The sequence below is a fragment of the Nocardiopsis chromatogenes YIM 90109 genome (assembly GCF_000341185.1).
Lineage (GTDB): Bacteria > Actinomycetota > Actinomycetes > Streptosporangiales > Streptosporangiaceae > Nocardiopsis_A > Nocardiopsis_A chromatogenes.
On record NZ_ANBH01000004.1, the window covers coordinates 18,709 to 40,742 of the forward strand.

A 22,034-nucleotide genomic window follows, 5' to 3' on the forward strand; every position below is an offset into this window, starting at 1 on the left:
GGACGGTGCGGCCATGACCTGCCCTGACCCTGCGGAGCTGGTACTGCGCGACCTGGTGGACACGGTGCTGCGGGAGGGCCTGTCCCCGGGCGCGGGGGCCCCGGACCCCGCCGTCTCCGCCGCCGGCGGAGACCGGCGGTATACGGACACCCCGATCGACCCGGTGGTGCGGGAGGTCCCGATCCCGGAGGCGGCTCCGGACCCGGCACCCGGCCCCGCCACGACGCACGCCGACGCCACGCCCCCGACCACCGCCGACAACGGAACCCGGCGGTACAGGGGCACCGCGATCGACCCCGTGGTGCCGAACGGGACGGCCCCGGCGACCAAGGTGGAGGAGGACGCGGCCCCGTCCCCGGTGCCGGATCTCGCCCCGGCACCGGGGACGGCCGGGGCGCCTGCACCCGGGGTGTCCCCGGCGCCGGACGCCGCTCTCGCCGACGGCGGCCGCGCCCCGCACCGCTCGGGTGCCGGGGAGGACGCGCCCCCGGGACAGGCCGACGCCCTGGCCGCCTCCCCCGTGCCCGGCGTCGACCTCGCCCCCGGGGAGGCCTGGTGCCGACTGGGCGGCCTCGCCTTCCGCGTCCGCGACGGCGGGGCACTCCAGCGGCTCCGTCTCTCCCGCGGCCCGGTCTGGCTCGTCGGCGCCCCCGGGCCGCCCCGGCCCCTCGCCCCCGACGAGGCGCTGCGCGCCCTCGCCGACGGCCCCGCGGCCGCCGATGCCGCCGCCGACCTGCGGGACGCCGTCGCCCACGCCCGGGTGGTCCTGCGCGGCGCCCGCGCCCTGCCCCACCGGGCGCCCCGCCCCGGCGGGCTGCTGGCCGGGGAGCGCCTGGCCGCCACCCGGAACCGCCCGTTCCACCCGACGGCGCGCGCCGTCTCCGGCTGGTCGGCCGCCGACGTCGCCCGCTACGGTCCGATGCGGGCCGAACCGCTCGGTGTCCACTGGGCGGCGGTCCGCAGCGACCACCTGCGGTTCGGGTCCGGCCCCGGCTCCGGCGACCCGGCCGCCGCGCTGCTGGACGACGACGGCCGCGAGGCCCTGCGGTCGCTCGCCCGCCGGGCGGGCGCGGACGACGGCGCCTACACGGCGGTCCCGGTCCACCCCTGGCAGTGGGACCACGTCCTGCCCACCGAGTTCGCCCGCGAGCTGGCCGACCGCACCATCGTGCCGCTCGGGCAGGGCGTGGGCCGCTTCCACCCGACCTCCTCGCTGCGCACCCTGGCCGCCGCCCCCGAGCCCGGACCGCACCTGAAGCTGCCGGTCGGCGCGGCCACACTGGCCGCCGCCCGCCTGCTTCCGCCCCGCTACCTAGACAACGGGGAGCGGGCGCAGTCCTGCATGGAGCACCTGTTGCGGACCGACCCCGCCCTGGCCGCACTGGTCGAGGTGTGCGACGAGCGGACCTGGTGCGGGTGGTCGGCGCCCGGCGCCGACGACGCGTTCGCCGACCGGCCCGGCCACCTGGCCGCCCAGGTGCGCCGCTACCCGCCCGGCCTGTTCGCCGACCCGGACGCGCTGGTGCTGCCCATGGGCGCGCTGGCCGCCCACGACTGGGACGTGCTCGGCCCGGCCCTGTCCGCCGCCGGGTTCGACCCCGGCGACCCCGTGGGACTGTTCCGCACCCTCGCCGAGGCGTTCTGCGCCATGGGCCTGGCGTTCCTGGGCCACGGCGTGCTTCCCGAGCTGCACGGGCAGAACACGGTGGCCGTGCTGGCCGACGGCCGGGTGCGCCGGTTCGTCCTGCGCGACCACGACACGCTGCGGCTGTGCCCGGAGCTGATGGCGGCCGCCGGGACGCCCGACCCGGGCTACCGGGTCAAGCCCGGGGCCCCGCAGTCGCTGAGCCTGGACCGGCCCGAGGAGCTGCTCGGCTACCTGCAGACGCTGGGCTTCCAGGTCAACCTGTACGGGATCGCCGACGCGCTGGCCCGCCACTCCGGCACCGACGAGCGTGTGCTGTGGGGCGGGCTGGGCGCCGCCGTCGCTTCCTGCCTGGGCCGACTCGACCTGCCGGAGCCGGTGGCCGCGCTGGTCGAGGAGCGGGTGCTGCGCGCCTGGGAGTGGCCGCACCGCCGGGTGCTCGGGCCGCTGCTGCGCCGGGGCCGCTCGGCGGGCGTGAGCATGCCCGCCGACACCGGCCGTGTGCCCAACCCGCTGGGCGCGGTGCCCGCGGCGGTGCGGTGATGGCACCGCCGGTCCCCGACACGGAGCGCCGGGCGTTCCGCACCCTGTGGTTCGGCCAGTTCGCCGCCGTCGCGGGGCTCACCGTGGTGGTGCCGCTGCTCCCCTTCTACCTGGCGTCCCTGGGGCTGGGGCCCGCCGAGGTGGCGTGGTGGACGGGCGTCTCGCTGGCCGCCCCGGCGGTCGCGCAGCTCGCCGCCGCCCCGCTGTGGGGGATGGTCGGCGACCGGTACGGCCACAAGGCGATGGTGGTCCGCGCGCACGCCGGGCTCGCCGTGGCCGTGGGGCTGATGGCGCTGGCCGACGGCCCGGCCTTCTTCCTGGCCTGCCGACTGCTGCAGGGGGCCTGCGGCGGGGTGGTGGGCGCCACCGCGACCTACGCGAGCACGCTGGCCGACGACGGTCGCCGGGGCCGCGCCCTGGGGACCCTGTTCGGGGCCACCGGGGCGGGGTCGCTGGTGGGGCCGCTGGTCGGCGGGGTGCTCGCGGGGCGGTTCGGGTTCGGCGCGCTGTTCGGGTGCGTGGCCGCGCTGCTGCTGGTGGCCGCCGCGCTGGCGGCGGTGCTGCTGCCGAACCGGNCCGGATCCGAGGCGCGGCCGGGGCTGGCCGCGGTGCTCGGGCGGATCGCGTCCGACCCGTGCGGGCGGTCGCTGGTGGCGGCCGGGATGCTCGGCCAGGCGTCGGTGTTCGCGCTGGTCGTGGTGTTCGCGCCGCGGGTCGCCGAGCTGACCGGGTCGATGGCGGCGGCGTCGGTGTGGGTGGGGGTGCTGCAGGCGGCCACGTGGGCGGCGTCCCTGGCCGGAGGGCCGTGGTGGGGGGCGCGCAACGACCGCGGGCGGCCGGCGGTGAGCTTCGCCGTCGCGGCGGCGGGGTGCGGTGTGGCGGTGGCGCTGCAGGGGGCGCCCGCGTCGCCGGGTGCGCTGCTGCCGCTGCGGGCGGCGCAGGGGTTCTGCTTCGCCGCGCTGGTGCAGTCGGTGCAGCACACGGTCTGCCGCGTGGTGCCCGAACAGAGCCGGGGCGCGGCGCTGGGCACGGCCAACGGGCTGGTCGACACCGGCCAGGTGGTCGGCCCCTTGCTGGGGGCGCTCATGGCCGGGCTCCTCCCGGCGCCCGCGGCGTTCGCCGCGATCGGGGCCCTCCTGCTGGCGGCGTCGGGCCTGGCCGCCTGGGGCACGCGCGGCGACGCCCCGAAGCCCGTCCCCGGACGGTTGGAGGCGTCCCGACCGTGACAGCGACGGCGACGTGGAACGTGGACTCTCCTTCCCAGAACGGCGTCGGCGGACCATTCGGCGGCCGCGACGGCCATGGGCGGGCGGCCGAAAGCCGACCGCCCACAGGCAGGACGCCGGTCGGGGCGCTGAAGCAGGGGCCAGAGCCGACACGAAGCGGTGACGATAGCGCCGACCCGGTCGGACGGAGACCACGCCACTCCAGCGAACGTGACCACTTGCCGGACGAGGCACGCGGAGCGGGCGGTCGCAGGACCGCGCCCGCTGCACGCTCGCACCGGACGCCCGCTCAGATCGCACATCCCGCCGGGCGGGCACGCCTGCGAGCGGCCACCCCGCTCCAGCGGACACGGCCGGCCGCGGCCCCGGTACCGGCGGACACCGTAGGTGCTTCGGCCCCTCCGGGCGGCCTTGCGGGACCGCTCGGAGGGGGCGGGAGCAGTCCTCCTTCTGCCCCTTCTTCTGTCCGGGGAGGCACGACGGGCGACCCGCGTTCGGCGCACCGGCCCCGGGGACGCGGTCGCGAACGCGGTACGGAACGGCGCTGTCAGAGGCCCCGGCCGCCCCGCGAGTGGATGGCGGCCGCTGAAGGGGTGGAGCCTTCGACGCCCATGGCGGCCATGGCCGCCATGGGCGGGCGGCCGAAAGCCGACCGTCCACGGGCAGGACGCCGGTCGGGGCACCGGCGCGGAGGCAGGACCGCCCCAGAGCCGCGGCGACCTCGCTTGTCCGGTCGGCGTGGCATCCGCGCCCGCGCCGACAGACGGGCCTTGTCGGTCGTCGGGCGCACAGAGCAGCGCGGTTCCCTTGCCGGGCGGCCGAAGACCGCTGGGCGTAGGGCGGCCACGGCCGCAAGAAGGTGCATCACTCCAGCGGCCCCGGGCCCGGGCCCGGCCACAGCAGACCCGAAGGCGATGACATGACCTCTCCCCCGACGACAGCACCGGCAGGAACGGAAGTCCCTGTCGTCCGGCAGGCCCGCGCCACGCGCCGGTGGGCCCGCGCCCGGCCGGTACGGGGGCGGCCGTTCCACCGGTCCAGGGCGCCCTGCGTCCGGCCCAGGCGGCGGCGCCGCGCTACCGGCACGACGGCCTTCGCGCTTCGCAAAGGTTCGACGGCGCCCAGGACCTCAGTGCCCACGAATGCGCCTACGCCTGTGCCCCCGAACGCCGCCCACCTGCGTGCCGGGGCCGCGCGGGCCGTCTTCCCGCGGCCCTCCGCGCCCCGCCACCGCACCTGCACCCCGACGGCCCCCGCACCACGAGGACGAGTCCGATGACGCCCACCACCGCGCCCGCGCACCGAACGCGGGAACCCGCCGACCGCACCGACCCCCGAGCCGAGGCCGAGCGGGCCGCAGCGCAGCGGCTCCTCAACTCCTACCTCCGTGAATCCGGGACCCCGCTCCCGGCCGAGGGCGGCGATGGTGCGCTCGTCGCGCGGATCGCCCTGCCCGTCGCGGACGCCTCCCTCGTCGTGCCCGTCGTCCACCGCTCCGTGTTCGGCCACCACGCCTACGGCGCCCCCGTGCGGCTGGAGCCCTCGCACGGCCCCTCCTCCCCCGTCCGCCTCGACGAGCTGGTCCGGCTGGTGCTCAATGAGGTGGAGGCGATCGCCGCCCGCGTGTTCGGCCCGGTTCCCGACGCCGACGACCGCAAGCGCGCCCTCGCCGAGCAGATCCAAGGCAGCGTCGACGCCACCGCCCGCTACCTGGAGCACCACCGGGACACCGGCGCCCCCGTGCCCGACGACCCGACCCGCGCCGCCGAGCAGTCCGTACTCCTGGGCCACCCCTTCCACCCCACCCCCAAGAGCATCCAAGGGTTCGGCGACGACCTCGCCTCCTACGCCCCCGAGCTGGGCGCCTCCTTCGTCCCGCACTGGTTCGCGGTGGACCGCCGCATCCTCCTCGAACGCCGCACCGGCCCCGGGCCGTGGACCCCCGGCCCGGTCGCCGCCGCGGCCCGGGAGGCCCTGGGCGACCGCGCCCCGGTCGGCGCCCCCTCACCGGGCGCCGACCCCGCCCTGGTCCCGGTCCACCCCTGGCAGGCCCGCCACCTCGCCTCCCGCCCCGAGGCCGCCCGCCTGACCGCCGACGGCCTGCTCACCGACCTCGGCCCCCTCGGCGCGCCGGTCTACCCCACCTCCTCGGTCCGCACGGTCTGCGACCCGCGCTTCCCCACGTCCTGGAAGCTGCCGCTGCACGTGCGCATCACCAATTTCGTCCGCACCAACCCGGTGCCGCACCTGGTACGCGCGGCCGACGCCGCGGCCGTGGTGGGGGCGCTCGCCCCGGAGTGGGACCACCCCGGTTTCGCCGCGCTCGCCGAGACCGGCTTCCGCACCCTCGACCCGGGCGCCGTCGGCGACGGCCTCGCCGCCGACCTCGGCGTGCTCTACCGGGACAACCCCTTCACCGTCGGGCGGCAGGCCCCTCAAGTGCTCGCCTCCCTCCTGGAGGAGCGCGACGGCGAGGAGCCCGGCATCGTCCGCGAGGTGCGCCGCTGTTCCCCCGACCCCGGCGCGCGCCCCGGCGCCGAGCACACCGCCGACTGGCTGCGCCGCTACCTCGCCGTCTCCCTGGTCCCGCTGCTGGAGGTGTTCGAGCGCGACGGCGTGGCCTTCGAGGCGCACGCGCAGAACGCCCTGCTGGTCACCGACGGCGGCCGTCCCGAAGCCTTCCGGGTCCGGGACATGGAGGGCACCGCCGTCAGCCGGGGCCGCCTGCGCTCCGGCACCGGCCTGCCCCCGGACAGCCCCCTGCTCTACGGGGAGGACGAGGCCTGGCTGCGCCTGCGCTACTACGCGGTGACCAACCAGCTCGGGCACGTGGTCGCCGTGCTGGGGCGGCACACCGGCGCCGACGAGCGCGCGCTCTGGCACACGGTACGCAGCGTCCTGGCCGACCGGCCCGGCCCCCGCGCCGCCGACCTGCTCTCCCACCCCTCCCTGCCCGCCAAGGCCAACCTGGTCAGCCGGTTCGCCGGGCGCGGTGAGGACCCCCTGTACGTCGACGTCCCCAACCCCTTGTTCGAGGTGAACCGATGACCGCCCCGCCCGCCTCCCAGCCCCCGGTCGCCGCCGCGCTGCGCGCCCCGGCCCACGACGCGGTCCGGCGCCGGGTGTTCCGCCAGCTGCTGGAGTCGCTGCTGTACGAGGACGCGGTGCGCACCGCCGACGCCGGTGGCGGCGCCGTCGCCGTCGAGGGCGCGGACGACCGCGGGGACCCGGTGCGGTACGTGTTCACCGCCCGCCGCCGGTACGGCTTCGGCCGCGTGGCACTGGGCCCCGAGCCGGTCCGCCGGGAGGCCGGGGGCGCCTCCGCCGAGGCCGACTCCCCCGCCCGCTTCCTGGCCGAGGCGCGCCCGGCGCTGACGGCCGACCCCGACTGCCTGGCCCGGTTCGCCCGGGAGCTGGAGGCCACGCTGGTCAAGGACACGCTGGCGCAGTACGTGCGCGCCGAGCGGGGCGACGCCATGGCCCGGCACGACTACGACACCCTGGAGGGCACGGTCACCGACGGGCACCGGTACCACCCGGCCTACAAGTCCCGCATCGGGTTCGACCTCGACGACCACGCGGCCTACGGCCCGGAGTTCCTGAACCCGGTCCGGCCGCTGTGGGTGGCCGCCCGCCGGGACGTCGCCCGGGTGTCGGCGGCGGCCGGGCTGGACGAGGGCGCCTTCCTGGACGGCCAGCTCGGCGCGGACACCGCGGCCGCGTTCCGGGAGCGCCTGGCCGCCGGCGGCCTGGACCCCGGCGACTACGCCCTGGTGCCCGTGCACCCCTGGCAGTGGCGCGAGCAGATCGCGCCACTGTGGGCCGCCCAGTTGCGGCGACGGGAGGTGGTGCCGCTGGGCGAGGACCCGCACGCGTTCACCGCCCAGCAGTCCATCCGCACCCTGAGCTGCCGGGACGCCCCCGAGCGCCCCTACCTGAAGCTGGCGCTGTCCATCGTCAACACCTCGACGAGCCGGGTGCTGGCCCCGCACACGGTGGCCAACGCCCCCCTGGTGTCGGACTGGCTGCGCGGCATCGCCGAGGGCGATGGGTACCTGCGCGACGAGTGCCGGACCATCGTGCTCGGCGAGGTGATGGGCGCCTCCGTCGACCCGCCTCCGGCGGCCGAGATGGTGCGCTCGGACACCTACGGCGCGCTGGCCTGCATCTGGCGCGAGAGCCTGCACCCGTTCCTGCGCGCGGGCGAGCGGGCGGCGCCGTTCACCGCGCTCACCGCCCGGGAGCTGGACGGCACCCCGGTGGTCGACCCGTGGGTGCGGGCGCAAGGCGTGCGCCCGTGGGTGCGCGCCCTGGTGCGGGCGGGGGTGCTGCCGCTGCTGCACCTGCTGTTCCGGCACGGCATCGCATGCGAGGCGCACGCCCAGAACATGGTGCTGGTGCACCGGGACGGGGTGCCCGAGCGGGTGGCGCTGAAGGACTTCCACGACGGGATCCGCTTCTCACCCGGGCACCTGGCGCGCCCGCAGGACCGGCCCGGCCTGGCCGCTCCGCCGCCCCACCACGTCAACGCCAACTCGTTCCTGGAGACCGACGACCCGGCCCAGGTCGCCGACTTCCTGCTGGACGCGCTCTTCTTCGTCAACGTCGGTGAGCTGGCGCTGTTCCTCGACGACGCCTACGGGTTGGCCGAGGCGGAGTTCTGGTCGCTCGTCCGCGACGAGGTGCGCGCCTACCAGAAGCGGTTCGCGGGCCAGGAGGGCATGGAGGACCGCTTCGCCCTGTTCGACGTCTTCAAGCCGACCCTGGAGGTGGAGAAGCTGACCACGCGACGCCTGCTGCCCGACACCGAGCTCCGCGTGCACGCGGTGCCCAACCCGCTGTCCGGAACGGGGGCGGAGCGGTGCTGAGGCCCAACGCGGTCCGCGCGGCCCTGCGGGAGGGGCGGGAGGTGTACGGGCTGTTCTGCTCCATCCCGAACCCGGTGCTGGTGGAGATGGTCGGCTGTGCCGGATACGACTTCGTCGTGCTGGACAGCGAGCACGCCCTCGTCGACCCCGAAGGGCTGGAGAACCTGGTGCGGGCGGCCGAGGCCGTGGGCACCACCCCGTTCGTGCGGGTCCCCGAGAACGACCCGGGGGCGATCCTCAAGGCGCTGGACGCGGGCGCCATGGGGGTCGTCGTCCCGCACGTGCGCACCCGCGCCGACGCCGACGCGGCGGTCCGCGCGGCCCGGTACGCGCCCGAGGGCATGCGCAGCCTCAACGGCGGGCGCGTGCCCGGGTTCGGGCTGATCGACCTGGCCGAGTACGTGCGGCGGGCCAACGAGGAGGTGATGGTGGTGGCGATGGTCGAGGACGCCGAAGGGGTCGACGCCCTGCCGGAGATCCTGGCCGGGGGCGGCATCGACCTCGTCCTGGAGGGCGCCGCCGACCTGTCGCAGTCCTACGGGGTGACCTGGCAGACGCGCCACCCGGTGGTGGTGGAGGCGCTGGGGCGGATCCACGCCGCGTGCACGGAGCACGGGGTGCCGTACTGCGCCCTGCCGCGCACGCCGGAGGACCACAGGGCGTGGCGCGAGGCCGGGGTGAAGGCCTTCGTCCTGGGAGAGGAGCGCGGGCTGGCCTTCCGCGCCTTGCGCGGGCACCTCGACGCGCACCGCGACGGCGGCCCGGCCGGGTCAGGCGGGCCGGGCGGATCGGCCGCGTCGGGTGGGAAGGGCGGTGAGGCCCGGTGACCGCGGTGACGCCTCCGCCCCCCTCCCCTTCCCCCTCTGTCCCCTCCGCGCCCGGCGACGCGCTCGCCGACGCCATCGCCGACCGCGTGGCAGGGCCCGATCCGGTCTGCCTGTTCGGCTACGACCTGGACGCCCTGGCCCGCCACGCCGAACGGGTGGTGGCCCCGCTGCCGGACCGGTGCCGGATGTTCTATGCGATGAAGGCCAACAGCGCCGCCCCGGTGCTGCGGACCCTGGCCCCCGTCGTGGCCGGGTTCGAGGTGGCCTCCGGCGGCGAGGTGGCCAAGGCGCGGGCGGTGGACCCCGGCATCCCGGTGATCTTCGGCGGACCGGCGAAGACACCCGAGGAGATCGCCGACGCCCTGCGGCAGGGCGTCACCCGCCTGCACGCCGAGAGCGTGCTGGAACTGCACCGCATCTCCCGGGCGGCGGTGGCCGCCGGTGCCGAGGCGGAGGTGCTGCTGCGGGTGAACCTCGCCGGGCCGTTCCCGTCGGCGACGCTGGCGATGGCGGGGCGGCCCACGCAGTTCGGCATCGACGAGGCGGACCTTCCGGACGCGGTCGCCGCCGCCGTGTCGCTCCCGGGCATCCGGCTCGCCGGGTTCCACCTGCACTCGATCTCCAACAACCTCTCCGCCGAGGCGCACCTGGACGTGCTGCGGATGTACCGGGACAAGGCGGCGGCGTGGGAGCGGGAGTTCGGCGTGCGGTGCGAGGTGCTCAACGTCGGCGGCGGCATCGGGGTCGACTACACCGACCTCGACGCGCGGTTCGACTGGGAGGGCTTCACCCGCGGGCTGGCCGACCTGGTGGAGACGTTCCCCGACCACGTGCGGGAGATCGACTTCGAGTGCGGCCGGTTCCTCACGGCCGAGTGCGGACGGTACGCGGTGGAGGTGCTGGACGTGAAGCGGAACCACGGTACGTGGTACGCACTGGTGCGGGGCGGCACGCACCAGTTCCGGCTGCCCGCGTCGTGGCAGCACAGCCACCCGTTCACGGTGTTCCCAGCGGAGGGGTGGGAGCCGGGCCTCCCCCGCCCGGAGGTGTCCGGGGAGCCGGTGACCGTGGTGGGCGAGCTGTGCACGCCGAAGGACGTGCTGGCCCGGGACGTGCGGGTGCCCCGCGTCCGGGCGGGCGACGTCCTGGTGTTCAGCCACGCGGGGGCGTACGGCTGGGAGATCTCGCACCACGACTTCCTGTCGCACCCCCACCCGGAGCAGGTGTTCCTCGGCGACGGGCGGGGGTGAGGAACCGGTCGGCACGCCGATCCCCCGGCGCGCGGACCGGGCTGCGGCCGGGATGACGGCAGGGGCGACGGGAGGGAGCGAAGCGGGCGCCGCTGCCCGGTCCGGGCCCCCGCCCGTGCCACCGACCACTCCTCCGGAAACGACCTTGACGTCTCTGACCTGGAGTTCTGTGGTTTCTCCACAGCTTACGAATCCGCCCCTCGTTTGCCGTACCCCCGTTCTAACGTCGGTGGCATGGCAAGCGAACAGCACACCGGCGGCCCCGCCCGGCTGGGGAGTGGGGTACCTGCCGGGTCGTCGCCCTCCTGGATCGCGAGGTGCCTGACGCCCGGCGGGCAGGGCCGGATGGGGGCACCTGCTGCTCCCGTCGCCGCAGACCATGGCGACCACTCACACGCCCACCGCCTGACAGCACCGCGGCGGGGGCCGCCGACCGTTCCCGGTCGGCGGCCCCGCTGGTGTTCCGGTGGGCCGTCGGCCGACCGGAGGGTGCGCGGGGAGGGGGTCCCGCTGCTCTGTCAGGGCTCGTAGACGGTCACCGGGAACGACACGCGGACGATGCTGCGCAGGTCCTCCAAGGTCGCCTCGGGGGACACCAACCCCGCGCTTCGTGCCTGGACCAGCAGGTTGCCGATGGCGGTCGCCTCCACTGGACCGGCCACCACCCGGCGCCCCGTTCGACGCGCGGTCAACCGGCACAGCAGTGCATTCTGCGAACCGCCCCCGACCACGTGCACCGTCCGCACCCTCCTGCCGGACAGCTCCTCCGCCGCGTCGATCGTTCGGGCGTAGGCCGCCGCCAGCGACTCCAGGATGCTCCGGACCACCTCGGCCCGCGACCCCGGCGGCCGGACCCCCCGTTCCCCGCACCAGTCACGGATGCGCGCGGGCATGTTCCCCGGCGGGACGAACCGCTCGTCCGCCGCGTCGAAGACGGGGACCTCCCGCTCCACCTTCGCCGCCTCGTCGAGGAGTTCCTGCAGGTCCGCGCCGTCCCCGGCCGCGCCGGGGCGCCTGTCGGCGTCGCGCCAGGTGCGGACGGACTCGCTGAGCAGCCACAGCCCCGACACGTTGCGCAGGAACCGGACCCGCCCGTCCACCCCGCCCTCGTTGGTGAAGTTGGCCGCGCGTGCCTGCGCCGTCAGGACCGGAGCGTCGAGCTCCAGCCCCACCAGCGACCACGTCCCCGAGGAGATGTAGGCCGCGTCGGGCGTCTCGAACGGCACGGCCGCCACGGCCGAGGCCGTGTCGTGCGACCCGACCGCCGTCACCTGCACCCGGTCCCGGTCGGCCCCGAGGCGCTCGGCGACCCCGGCGGTGAACGGGCCGATCCGCTCGCCCGGTCTGACCAGGTCGGCGAAGAGGCCGGGCGAATACCCCAGCCGCCTCATCAGCTCCGTGTCCCAGGTCCGGTCGGCCACCGACAGCAGCCCCGTGGTCGAGGCGTTGGTGGCCTCGGCGCGGGCCCGCCCGGTGAGCCAGTAGGCCAGAAGGTCCGGGAGGAGCAGCAGCCGGTCGGCCAGGTCCAGGAACCCGGACTCGCGCTCGGCGGCCAGCTGGAACACCGTGTTGAAGTCGAGGTGCTGCAGGCCGTTGCGGGCGAACAGCTCGGCCCCGTCGGCCTCGGCGTGCACCAGCTCCACGCCGCGCGCCGACCGTGCGTCCCGGTAGTGGTAGGGCACCCCGAGCATGCGGCCGCCGCGCAGCAGCGCGTAGTCCACCGCCCAGGAGTCGATCCCGATACTGCACAGCCCGGGGGCCGAGCGCACGGCGGCGCCCAGCCCCTCTTCGACCGCGCCGTAGAGCGCCTGGATGTTCCAGTGCAGCCCTTCGGTGCCGTGTCCCTCCGTGAAGGGGACGGGCGTGTTGGGGAACCGTGCGACCTGCTCCATGGCCAGGCGCCCGGACTCCAGGCGGCCGACCACCACCCGCCCGCTCGTCGCCCCCAGGTCGACGGCCGCGAGGGCAGGGGGAGAGGAACCCTCGCCGCCGGTTCGCCGCTCGGTCACCGGCCTCACCGCAGGAAGGCCGCCGCGACCCCGGCGTCGACCGGGACGTGCAGGCCCGTCGTGTGCGAGAAGTCGCTCGTGCACAGCGCGAAGACCGCGTTGGCCACGTGCTCGGGCAGCACCTCGCGCTTGAGGATGGTGCGCTGGGCGTAGAACGCGCCCAGGTCCTTCTCCTCGATGCCGTAGGTCTTGGCCCGCTGGGCGCCCCACCCTCCGGCGAAGATGCCCGAGCCGCGCACGACGCCGTCGGGGTTGACGCCGTTGACCCGGATGCCGTGCTCGCCGAGCTCGGCGGCGAGCAGGCGCACCTGGTGGGCCTGGTCGGCCTTGGCCGCCGAGTAGGCCACGTTGTTCGGGCCCGCGAACACCGAGTTCTTGGAGGCGATGTAGACGATGTCGCCGCCGAGGCCCTGGGCGGTGAGGATGCGCGCGGCGTTCTTGGCCACCAGGAAGGAGCCCTTGGCCATCACGTCGTGCTGCAGGTCCCAGTCCTTCTCGGTGGTCTCCAGCAGCGGCTTGGACAGCGACAGCCCGGCGTTGTTGACGACCAGGTCGACGCCGCCGAAGGCGAGGACGGCCTCGTCCAGGGCGGCCCGCACGGCGGCCTCGTCCGAGACGTCCGCGGCCACACCGACCGCGGTGTCGGGCCCGCCCAGCTCCTCGGCGGCCGCGCGGGCCTTCTCCGGGTCGAGGTCGGCGACGACGACGCAGGCGCCCTCGGCGGCCAGGCGCCCGGCGATCGCCTTGCCGATCCCGGAGGCCGCACCAGTCACGAACGCGACCCGGGCGGCCAGCGGCTTGGGCGCGGGGCGGCGCTTGAGCTTGGCCTCCTCCAGCGCCCAGTACTCGATGCGGAACTTCTCCTCCTCCCCGATCGGCCGGTAGGAGGACAGCGCCTCGGCGCCGCGCATCACGTTGATCGCGTTGAGGTAGAACTCGCCCGCCACCCGGGCCGTCTGCTTGTCGGCGCCGTAGGTGAACATGCCGACGCCGGGGACGAGCACGACGGCCGGGTCGGCGCCGCGGATGGCCGGGGAGTCCTCGGTGGCGTAGCGCTCGTAGTAGGCGCGGTAGTCGGCCCGGTAGGCCTCGTGCAGCGCGGGCAGTGCCTCCAGGACCTGCTCGACGGGCGCGTCCGCGGGCAGGTCGACGACCAGCGGCTTGACCTTGGTGCGCAGGAAGTGGTCGGGGCAGCTGGTGCCCAGCTCGGCCAGCGCGGGCATCTTCTCCCGGGACAGGAAGTCGAGCACGGCGGCGCTGTCGTCGAAGTGCCCGACCGCCGGCCGGTCCGCAGAGGCGATGCGGCGCAGGTGCGGGGCCAGGGCCGCGGCCTTGGCGCGGCGCTCGGCCTCGGGCAGCGGCGCGCGGCCGGGACGCACGGCCCCGAACGGCTCGTCCGCGCCGTTCTCCTCGATGTACCGGGCGGCGGTCTCGATGATCCACCGGGAGTTGGCCTCGGCCTCCTCGGAGGTGTCGCCCCAGGCGGTGATGCCGTGCCCGCCCAGGACGGTGCCCACGGCCTGCGGGTTGGCCCGCTTGACCTCGGCGATGTCCAGGCCGAGCTGGAAGCCGGGGCGGCGCCAGGGCACCCACACCACCGTGCCGCCGAAGATCTTCGCGGTCAGCTCCTCGCCGTCGGCGGCGGTGGCGACGGCGATGCCGGAATCGGGGTGCAGGTGGTCCACGTGCGCGGCGTCGACGAGCCCGTGCATGGCGGTGTCGATGGACGGGGCGGCGCCGCCCTTGCCGTGCAGGCAGTAGTCGAAGGCGGCGACCATCTCGTCCTCGCGCTCGACGCCCGGGTAGACGTCGGCCAGGGCCCGCATGCGGTCCAGGCGCAGCACGGCCAGGCCGCCCGGCGTGAGGGTGCCCAGGTCGCCGCCGGAGCCCTTGACCCAGAGCAGTTCGACGTCCTCCCCGGTCACCGGGTCGGTCTCGGTGCCCTTGGCCGAGGTGTTGCCGCCGGCGAAGTTGGTGTTGCGGGGGTCGGAGCCCAGCGCGTTCGACCGCGCGATGAGCTCGGCGACGGTCGGGTGGAGTTCAGGCATCGCTTTTCCGTTCTCTCCGTTCATGGTGGGCGTGGGGCGGGGCGTGCGGGGTGTGGTCCGGTGGGGGCGCGGAGGGTCAGGCGCCCCATCCGGCCTGGACGCCGCCGACGCGCTCGGCCTCGATGGCCTCCTGGTAGCCGGAGTCGAGGTAGGCCCGCATCGGGTCGGCCGGAAGCCCGCGGCCCACGCGCCATTCGGCGAGCATCGGGCGGACGTCGGTCTGGAAGGCGTCCATGAACACCGCGTTGGCCTCCAGCACGTCCCCGGCGACCTGGGCGGCGCGCAGCGCCCCGGTGTCGAGGAGCAGCGCCCGGGCGGTCATCTCCTGCACGTTGAGCACCGAGCGGATCTGGCCGGGGATCTTCTTCTCCACGTTGTGGCACTGGTCGAGCATGAAGGCCACGTCCGGGCTGTTGAGCCCGCCGCCGCGCACCACCTCGACGATGATGCGGAAAAGCTGGAAGGGGTCGGCGGCGCCGACGATGAGGTCGTCGTCGGCGTAGAAGCGCGAGTTGAAGTCGAACGAGCCGAGCTTGCCCAGCCGCAGCAGCTGCATGACGATGAACTCGATGTTGGTGCCCGGCGCGTGGTGGCCGGTGTCCAGGCACACCACCGCCTTGTCGCCCAGGGCGGCCACCTGGGCGTAGCTGGTCCCCCAGTCCGGCACGTCGGTGTGGTAGAAGGCCGGCTCGAAGAACTTGTACTCCAGCACCAGGCGCTGGTCGTCGCCGAGGCGCTCGTAGATGGTGCGCAGCGACTCGTGCAGGCGGTCCTGGCGGCCCCGCATGTCGGCCTGGCCGGGGTAGTTGGACCCTTCGGCCAGCCAGATCTTCAGGTCGCGCGACCCGGTCTCGTGCATGATGTCGATGCACGCGAAGTGGTGGTCGATCGCCTTCTTGCGGATGCGCGGGTCCTCGTGGGTGAGGGCGCCGAACTTGTAGTCGTCGTCCTGGAAGGTGTTGGAGTTGACAGTGCCCAGGCGCACCCCGTTCTCCTCGGCGTGCGCGCGCAGGGCGGCGAAGTCGCACCGGTCCCAGGGGATGTGCAGGGCGACGGCGGGTGCCAGTCCGGTGTGGCGGTGCACCTGCGCGGCGTCGGAGATCTTCTCGAAGGGGTCGCGCGGGGTCCCCGGGGTACCGAAAACCTTGAAGCGGGTGCCGGAGTTGCCGAACGCCCACGACGGCAGTTCGATCGCCTGGGCGGCGAGGTCGTCGGTGATCTGCTCGAAGGCGGTCACTGCGGGTTCCCTTCCTCGGTGGTGTCGGCGGCCGGGGCCCCTTCGCCCAGGGCCGCCATCTGGTCCTCCAGGTGGAAGACCTCGCGCAGGCGGACGGGGCCAGCCTCGAACGAGCCGCCCTCGGCGAAGAAGGGGCGCATGGAGGCCTGCCACCGCGCGTTGATCTCGGTGGGCTCCATCCGGGCCTGGGCGGCTTCGTAGTCGTCGGTCTCCAGGTAGCCGACGACGGTGCCGTCGTCCTGGGCGAAGAGGGAGTAGTTCGTCCATCCGGCCTCGTACAGGGCCCGGAGCATCTCCGGCCACACGGCCCGGTGCCGTTCGATGTACTCGTCGAGCCGGTCGGGCCGCACCTGCATGCGGAAGCACACGCGCTCCACCGGTGCCTCCTTTCTCGGGTCGTGCGCGGTGTCGGGGGCCGGGGGCGGGCCCGGCCCCCGCGGGGGTCAGTTCCCGGCGCCGGCCTTGGCCGGTGCGCCTGCGCCGGGGTCGAGCACCCGGCCGTAGCGCTCGACCTCGATCTGCTCAAGGCTCTTGCCCTGCGTGCGGGGCGCCCAGACGGTGCCGATGGCCAGGGCGGCGACCAGCAGGCCGAGGATGAGCACGCCCACCCCGTGCAGGCCGACCTGTTCGAGCATCAGCGGGAACCAGAGGCTGAGGACGCCGACCATGACGCGGACGAGCATGAACATCACGCCCTGGGCCGAGGCCCGGTAGCGGGTGGCGAACAGTTCGGCGGCCCACAGTCCGTAGAAGGCCTGGGCGCCGATGCCGGCCGAGATGCCCCAGCCGATGGCGAAGAACAGCAGCGAGAACCAGCCGGCCGGGCCGTAGATGAGGACCGCCCAGGCGGCCACGCCCAGGGCGGCGCCGATGAAGTAGAGCCAGCGGCGGGGGAAGCTGTCGCCGTGCCGCATGAAGCCCCAGAACGTCGCCGCCGACGTCAGGGTCCACACCAGGACCTGCAGGAGGTACTGGGAGGAGGCGTCGGTCAAGCCGGTCGCCTCGTAGATGCGCGGTTGGAAGATGCCCGCCTGCCCGGCCACGGTGTTCCACAGGCCGTACACGCCGACCAGGAACAGCAGCGCCGTGAGGTTCTTCTTGTTCGTGAGCAGCTGGAGGAAGCCCTTGTAGGTGCCGACCCGGTCGGGGTTGGCGTTCTTCTCCTTCCAGCGCTGCGACTCGTCCAGGCCGCGCCGCACCCACCAGGTGACGGCGGCGACGACGAACAGGTGGGCGAAGACCAGCCGGGCGCCGAGCAGGCCGAGCGGTTCGACGAGCACGGCGAGCAGGAACCCGACGGCCGGGCCGATCGACCAGGCGAGCTGGGCCACGCCGACGTGCCCGGCGCGGCGGTCGTCCGGGGCCTCCTCGGCGATGTAGGTCCAGGCGGCCGTCACCCCGGCGCCGACCGCGATGCCGGTGAGCACGAACCCGGTGAGCAGCATGCCGAAGTTCACCGCGAACACCGCGAAGAGCGTGCCCAGCATGTACAGCAGCAGGTCGTAGGTGTAGATGAACTTGCGGCCGAACCGGTCGCACAGCGGGCCGCCGATCGCGGCGCCGATGGCCGCGCCGAAGGCGTTGGCGCTCAGGGCGCTCAGCAGGCCCACCGCCAGGCTGTCCAGGCCGAACTCGGTCTGCCACAGGCTGAGGCTGGTGGCGATCGCGATGATCGAACCGGCCTCGATGTAGTTGGACATGGCCACGGCGGTGGTGGCCTTCCATTTCGACGCTGACGTCGTCGCAGCCTTCATCTGCGCTGTTCTCCAAATCGTCGTCGGCGGGGACCGGGCGGCGCTCGCCTCGCTCTCCGCCGGAAGGGGGCCGCCGCCGGTGGACGCAGGGGTGCCGTACGAACGGGGCGGGCGATCACCGTGAACCCATATGAAACGATTCAAAGTGACGGGCGCTACATTTGCACGCATGACACTCGACGTCAACCCCTTCACGTGAATTCACGAAGCGTACCGACCCCACCGCACAACGACGCTCTACACCTGCGAAAAAACGGCTCGCCACAGGCCGATGGGACACCGCCGCACCCCCGGCCGTCCGACCGCCCCGCCCTCCCGCCGCCCTACTCCTCTGCAGACGGAACGGGATCCGCCCCTGTCGCCTGCCCCCGCCCCGCACCCGGGGCGCGGAGGCCCGGTGCCACGGAAGCGCACGTCGGGGAGCACCTTGACACCGGCATGAGGCAAACCATATGGTTCCCGCCACATTCTGAATCGATTCAAGTTCCACGCCTCCCCCGCCTCCCCCTTTGTCCCCCACGCCTCAGAGGAGACCGACGTGGCCCCTCCCCGCACGTCCGCCCGCCGCCGCGTCCTGGCCGCGGCGGCCGCGGCCCCTGTCGCCGCCGCCCTGCTGCAGGCCCCCGCGCACGCCGCCCAGGACGCGCCCGGCCTGACCCCCGCCGACGACACCGTCCTGGACGACCGGGCGCTCTACTTCGTCTCCTACGACGGCCTGGTCAACAACTCCTCGTACCAGCAGGACGCGATCCTCACCCACGGCCGGTACCAGTACGCGACCTGGTACACCGAGGACCGGTCACCGGTCATCGCCCGGCGCACCGCCTCCTCCGGAGGCGGCACGGGCGACTGGGAGAGCGTCGTCCTGCCCCACTCCCTGTCGGTCGACGACTCCCACAACACCATCTCCCTGGGCGTCTCCCCCGAGGACGGCCGCATCCACGTCGCCCTGGACACCCACTCCAGCACCGTCTACTACTTCCGCTCGGAGGCCGGGCTCGCCGACGCCCCGGCCTCGGACTGGGCGGCGGACGCCTTCGGCGGGGTCCAGCGCGACCTGGAAGGCGTGGACGTCGGCACGTTCACCTACCCCCGGTTCGTGCAGAGCCCGTCGGGGGCGCTGCAGCTCAGCTTCCGGAACGGGATCTCGGGCGACGGCACCATGGAGCTGGCCGAGTACCGCGACGGCGAGTGGGCCAGGCTCGGGCCGTGGACGTCGGCCACCGGCACCTACCGGGACCACGGCGGCACGAGCGAACGGCGCAACCTGTACCTCCACGGCATCGACTACGACGCCGACGGCCGCCTGCACGCCTCCTTCACCTGGCGCGAGCGGTCGGGCGACATCGCCTGTGGGCCCGGCAACGTCACCAACCACGACACCGGGTACGTCTACAGCGACGACGAGGGCCGCACCTGGCACACCGACAACGGCGCCACCGCCGCGGTCACCGGCGGGGGCCGGATGCTGTCGGTGAACACGCCGGGCCACGTGGTGGACCCGCTCTCGGCCGACCACGCCCTGCTCAACCAGGAGGCGCAGGCGGTGGACTCGGAGGGGAACCCGCACGTGGTGATCAGCTACGTGCCGGGGCGGTTCACCCAGTGCGTCTCGGACTTCACCGAGGACCGGCGGGACCACGGGTACGCCTTCCACCTGTACCGCGACGACGCCGGGGAATGGCACAAGATGGAGATCCCCGAGGCCCTGAACGCCTTCGGGCGATCCCGGCTGGTCCTGGACGGGGACGACGACGCCTACGTGGTCATGCCCGGCGGCAGGATCATGGCGGCGAGCGCCGAGAGCGGCTGGACGGACTGGACGAAGGTGCACGACGGCCTCGGCGCCTTCGGCGAGGTCCTGGTCGACGCCGACCGCGTCCGCGAGACCGGCCGGTTCTCGGTCCTCTACCAGGAGCCGAGCACGGGCACCACCCCGTCCCCGATCCACGTCGCCGACTTCCGCACCGACTGATCCCGGCCCCAGCAGACCCGGTCGCCTCTGCCGTGCCGCCCCCGGCTCCGCTCCGGGGGCGGCGCTGCTACACGAAGAGCGTCCCCCGGGCGACGACGACCGCGGACCCCGCGACCTGGACCGCGTCGATCCGTTCGGGCGTGCCCAGAGCCCGCGCGTGCATCGTCGAAGGGCGGCCGATCTCGACCCCCTGGCGGATCTCGGTCCACTCCCCGACCCCGACCAGGCCGTGCCGGACCAGATGGACCGCGAGCGCACCGGCGGCCGACCCCGTGGCCGCGTCCTCCGCCACGCCGTAGGCGGGAGAGAACATCCGCAGCCTCCACCGCGTCCCCGACCCCGCGAAGCAGTTCGCGGCGATATCGGGCAGCCGGGCGAGGACCCTCAGGTCCGGTTCCAACGCGGAGAGCGCGTCCACGCCGCCCAGGCCGACGAACACGTGCCGGGGGCCGTTGCGGTAGACCTCGACCGGCAGGGTGCAGGCGGACGGCGCCAGGCCGAGGCCGGCGAGCAGCTCCTCCTCCCGTTCGTACGGCCCCCAGGTCGGGACGGGCTGCCTCATACGGGCCGCCCCGACCCTGCCGTCCGGTCCGCGCTCCAGCTCGAAGGCCACGGTGCCCATGGCCGTCTCCATCCGGAGGCCCCGCGCCGTGGTCCTCTCGCCGAGCACGATCGCGGTGCCCAGGGTGGGGTGCCCGGCGAACGGCAGCTCGTTCACCGGGGTGAAGATCCGTACCCGCACGTCGCCGTCGCCTTCGGCCGGGAGGACGAAGACCGTCTCCGACAGGTGCATCTCCTGCGCGATCCGCTGCATGCGCCCGGGGTTGATCCCGGCGGAGTCGACGAAGACCGCGGTCGGGTTGCCCTCCAGCGGAACGCCGGTGAAGACGTCGGCCACCGCGTACTCGTACCTGCCCACAGGTGCCCCTTCTTCCAATGGTCGGATCCCCGAACGGACCGGTGCCGGGCCGTCACCCGCCGCCCACGGGCTCCGGCGTCCGCGGCGCGGCGATCACGGCGGTCGTCTCCATGGGCAGCCCCGCGGTCCGTTCGACGTACAGGCCCGCCCGTTCCAGCAGCGCCGTGAGCCCGCCGAGCGTGCGGTGGGCGCCACCGGTCGTCATCAGCAGGTGCAGGTCCCACAGGGAGGGCAGCACGGTGGGGTCCTCGTCCTCGACGAAGCGGTCGAGGACAAGGACACGCGACGACGCGTCCGCCATGGCGTCGCGGCACTCGGCGAAGAGGGCGACGACCGCGTCGTCCTCCCAGCGGGCCAGCATCCGGCACAGGATGTAGACGTCCCCGCCCTGGGGGACCCCTTCGAACATGTCGCCCCCGACCAGCCGGACGCGGTCCAGCCCGACGGCGGCCTCCAGGTGATCGCGCGCCGCGGGCAGCATGTGGTCGCGGTCGAAGAACGTACCCTCGGCCTTCGGCGCGGCGCCGAGGATCACGGCGAGCAGGTCCCCGCCCCCTCCGCCCACGTCCACGACCGTGCGGTCGGAGAAGTCGAACACCTCGGGCACCTGCGGGAAGAACATGTTCCCCGCGTTCAGGGTGTTCTGGAAGCGCCGGGCGGTGACGGGGTCCCGGCCGAGGTGGTCGTAGAACGGGCGGCCGAAGGCCGCCTCGAAGCCCGAACCCGCCGTGCTGATGGCGTGGTGGGCGTGCCCCCAGGCCGTGTAGTAGTCCTCGCCGTGGAGCAGGCACATGTCGCGCAGGGAGTGCGGCCCGTCGAGCAGGGTCCTGCTCACGCGGGTGCCCCGGTAGCCGGCCGCCCCGTCGCCCTCGAACACGCCCATGGCGACGAGGAGGCGCATCAGGCGGCGCACGCCCTCCTCATCGGCTCCGGTCTCCCGTGCGAGCCGCGCGGGGGTGCCGCACCCCGCCTCGACACGGTCCGGTATCCCGAGTCTGACCGCGGTGTACAGGGCCTGTGCCCGCCAACCGCCGGTGATGATGTCGATCACGTCCCGTGTGGCCTCGATGTCGGCCGTCATCCTCGCCTCCCCGTTCCTTTCCTCCGCACCGGCGCCCGGCCGGGCCCCCGGGGCCGGGCGTCCGGTCAGGACGCGCACGGCCCCGGAACCGCGGCACGGGCTCGGGGTCCTACGTGGGAATACCGCCGCGCTTGATCTTCGGCACCTCGATCCCCAACGCGCGCAGCTGCTGGAACGGGTTCATGAATTCGCGGTTCTGCTTGATCCTGCCGTTCTCCAGCAGGAACGCGTGGATGAAGTGGTTGCGGTAGTGGCCGGGCGGGTAGTCGGGGTAGCGGATCTGCCCCTCACCGTCGCATTCGACCCAGAACCTGTTGGGATCCTGCGTCTCGTAGATCTCGACATTGATCCATTCCCAGTCCGGGAACATCTTGAGCGACCACTCGCCGTGCGCCTTGAGCCTCTCGTGCCCCTGCGAGACGATCGGCTGCCCGGTGTCGGTGGTGTACAGTCCGGCGCTGCCGTCCTCGGTGAAGAGCAGGTACCGCGTCAGGCGGTTCTCGCCTTTCCGGCTCATGTAATCGGCGACGACCTCGCGGTGGCGGCGGCGGAGTTCTTCGTCGGTGCCGAACCCCTCGGAACGGTTCTCGGTCTCGGCCATCCCGTCTCCTTTCCTCTTCGACGGCGCGGGGCCGTCCTCGGCCTGTCGGGG

General features: G+C 74.4%; 15 protein-coding genes. 7 read left to right on the forward strand and 8 right to left on the reverse strand.

Annotated elements, in window-relative coordinates:
* Nucleotides 1-13 precede the first annotated feature (13 nt).
* The 6 genes from D476_RS35380 to D476_RS0100265 all read left to right on the forward strand — a co-directional run bounded on the left by D476_RS35380 (nucleotide 14) and on the right by D476_RS0100265 (nucleotide 10,359).
* Nucleotides 14-2,188, forward strand: coding sequence for an IucA/IucC family protein (locus D476_RS35380; protein ID WP_017621977.1), 2,175 nt, complete (start codon nucleotides 14-16; stop codon nucleotides 2,186-2,188).
* A complete protein-coding gene (locus D476_RS0100245; RefSeq protein ID WP_017621978.1) occupies nucleotides 2,188-3,414 on the forward strand; it encodes an MFS transporter in 1,227 nt (408 codons plus the stop codon). Before D476_RS35380 ends, D476_RS0100245 begins: the two co-directional genes overlap by 1 nt.
* A 1,275-nt stretch (nucleotides 3,415-4,689) precedes the next feature.
* Nucleotides 4,690-6,462: an IucA/IucC family protein gene (locus D476_RS31685; protein WP_017621979.1), complete on the forward strand. Its 1,773-nt coding sequence runs from the start codon at nucleotides 4,690-4,692 to the stop codon at nucleotides 6,460-6,462.
* A complete protein-coding gene (locus D476_RS0100255; RefSeq protein WP_017621980.1) occupies nucleotides 6,459-8,282 on the forward strand; it encodes an IucA/IucC family protein in 1,824 nt (607 codons plus the stop codon). Before D476_RS31685 ends, D476_RS0100255 begins: the two co-directional genes overlap by 4 nt.
* Nucleotides 8,276-9,109 carry an HpcH/HpaI aldolase family protein gene (locus tag D476_RS0100260; protein ID WP_017621981.1) on the forward strand — a complete coding sequence of 278 codons (834 nt, stop codon included), beginning with the start codon at nucleotides 8,276-8,278 and terminating at the stop codon, nucleotides 9,107-9,109. The genes D476_RS0100255 and D476_RS0100260 overlap by 7 nt, the downstream gene beginning before the upstream one ends.
* Nucleotides 9,106-10,359 carry a type III PLP-dependent enzyme gene (locus D476_RS0100265; protein ID WP_017621982.1) on the forward strand — a complete coding sequence of 418 codons (1,254 nt, stop codon included), beginning with the start codon at nucleotides 9,106-9,108 and terminating at the stop codon, nucleotides 10,357-10,359. The genes D476_RS0100260 and D476_RS0100265 overlap by 4 nt, the downstream gene beginning before the upstream one ends.
* Before the next feature lie 518 nt (nucleotides 10,360-10,877).
* Here the strand turns inward: D476_RS0100265 and D476_RS0100270 are convergent.
* The 5 genes from D476_RS0100270 to D476_RS31690 all read right to left on the reverse strand — a co-directional run bounded on the left by D476_RS0100270 (nucleotide 10,878) and on the right by D476_RS31690 (nucleotide 17,407).
* Nucleotides 10,878-12,368: a rhamnulokinase gene (locus tag D476_RS0100270; RefSeq protein ID WP_051061532.1), complete on the reverse strand. Its 1,491-nt coding sequence runs from the start codon at nucleotides 12,366-12,368 to the stop codon at nucleotides 10,878-10,880.
* A gap of 5 nt (nucleotides 12,369-12,373) precedes the next feature.
* A complete protein-coding gene (locus D476_RS0100275) occupies nucleotides 12,374-14,416 on the reverse strand; it encodes a bifunctional rhamnulose-1-phosphate aldolase/short-chain dehydrogenase (protein ID WP_017621984.1) in 2,043 nt (680 codons plus the stop codon).
* A gap of 76 nt (nucleotides 14,417-14,492) precedes the next feature.
* Nucleotides 14,493-15,653, reverse strand: a complete 1,161-nt coding sequence (gene rhaI, locus D476_RS0100280) for an L-rhamnose isomerase (protein WP_017621985.1) — start codon at nucleotides 15,651-15,653, stop codon at nucleotides 14,493-14,495.
* Nucleotides 15,650-16,030, reverse strand: a complete 381-nt coding sequence (locus D476_RS0100285; RefSeq protein WP_017621986.1) for an L-rhamnose mutarotase — start codon at nucleotides 16,028-16,030, stop codon at nucleotides 15,650-15,652. Before D476_RS0100285 ends, rhaI begins: the two co-directional genes overlap by 4 nt.
* 66 nt (nucleotides 16,031-16,096) lie before the next feature.
* Nucleotides 16,097-17,407 (reverse strand): MFS transporter, encoded by a 1,311-nt coding sequence (locus D476_RS31690; protein ID WP_051061535.1) that lies wholly within the window; start codon nucleotides 17,405-17,407, stop codon nucleotides 16,097-16,099.
* 538 nt (nucleotides 17,408-17,945) lie between these two features.
* Here D476_RS31690 and D476_RS0100295 point away from each other — a divergent pair.
* Nucleotides 17,946-19,382, forward strand: a complete 1,437-nt coding sequence (locus tag D476_RS0100295) for a BNR repeat-containing protein (protein WP_017621989.1) — start codon at nucleotides 17,946-17,948, stop codon at nucleotides 19,380-19,382.
* A gap of 67 nt (nucleotides 19,383-19,449) precedes the next feature.
* Here D476_RS0100295 and D476_RS0100300 read toward each other — a convergent pair whose 3' ends face one another.
* The 3 genes from D476_RS0100300 to D476_RS0100310 all read right to left on the reverse strand — a co-directional run bounded on the left by D476_RS0100300 (nucleotide 19,450) and on the right by D476_RS0100310 (nucleotide 21,983).
* Nucleotides 19,450-20,301: a PhzF family phenazine biosynthesis protein gene (locus tag D476_RS0100300; RefSeq protein WP_017621990.1), complete on the reverse strand. Its 852-nt coding sequence runs from the start codon at nucleotides 20,299-20,301 to the stop codon at nucleotides 19,450-19,452.
* A 52-nt stretch (nucleotides 20,302-20,353) separates the two neighbouring features.
* Nucleotides 20,354-21,382: a methyltransferase gene (locus tag D476_RS0100305; RefSeq protein ID WP_017621991.1), complete on the reverse strand. Its 1,029-nt coding sequence runs from the start codon at nucleotides 21,380-21,382 to the stop codon at nucleotides 20,354-20,356.
* A 109-nt stretch (nucleotides 21,383-21,491) separates the two neighbouring features.
* Nucleotides 21,492-21,983: a PhzA/PhzB family protein gene (locus D476_RS0100310; protein ID WP_017621992.1), complete on the reverse strand. Its 492-nt coding sequence runs from the start codon at nucleotides 21,981-21,983 to the stop codon at nucleotides 21,492-21,494.
* Between the last annotated feature and the right edge of the window lie 51 nt (nucleotides 21,984-22,034).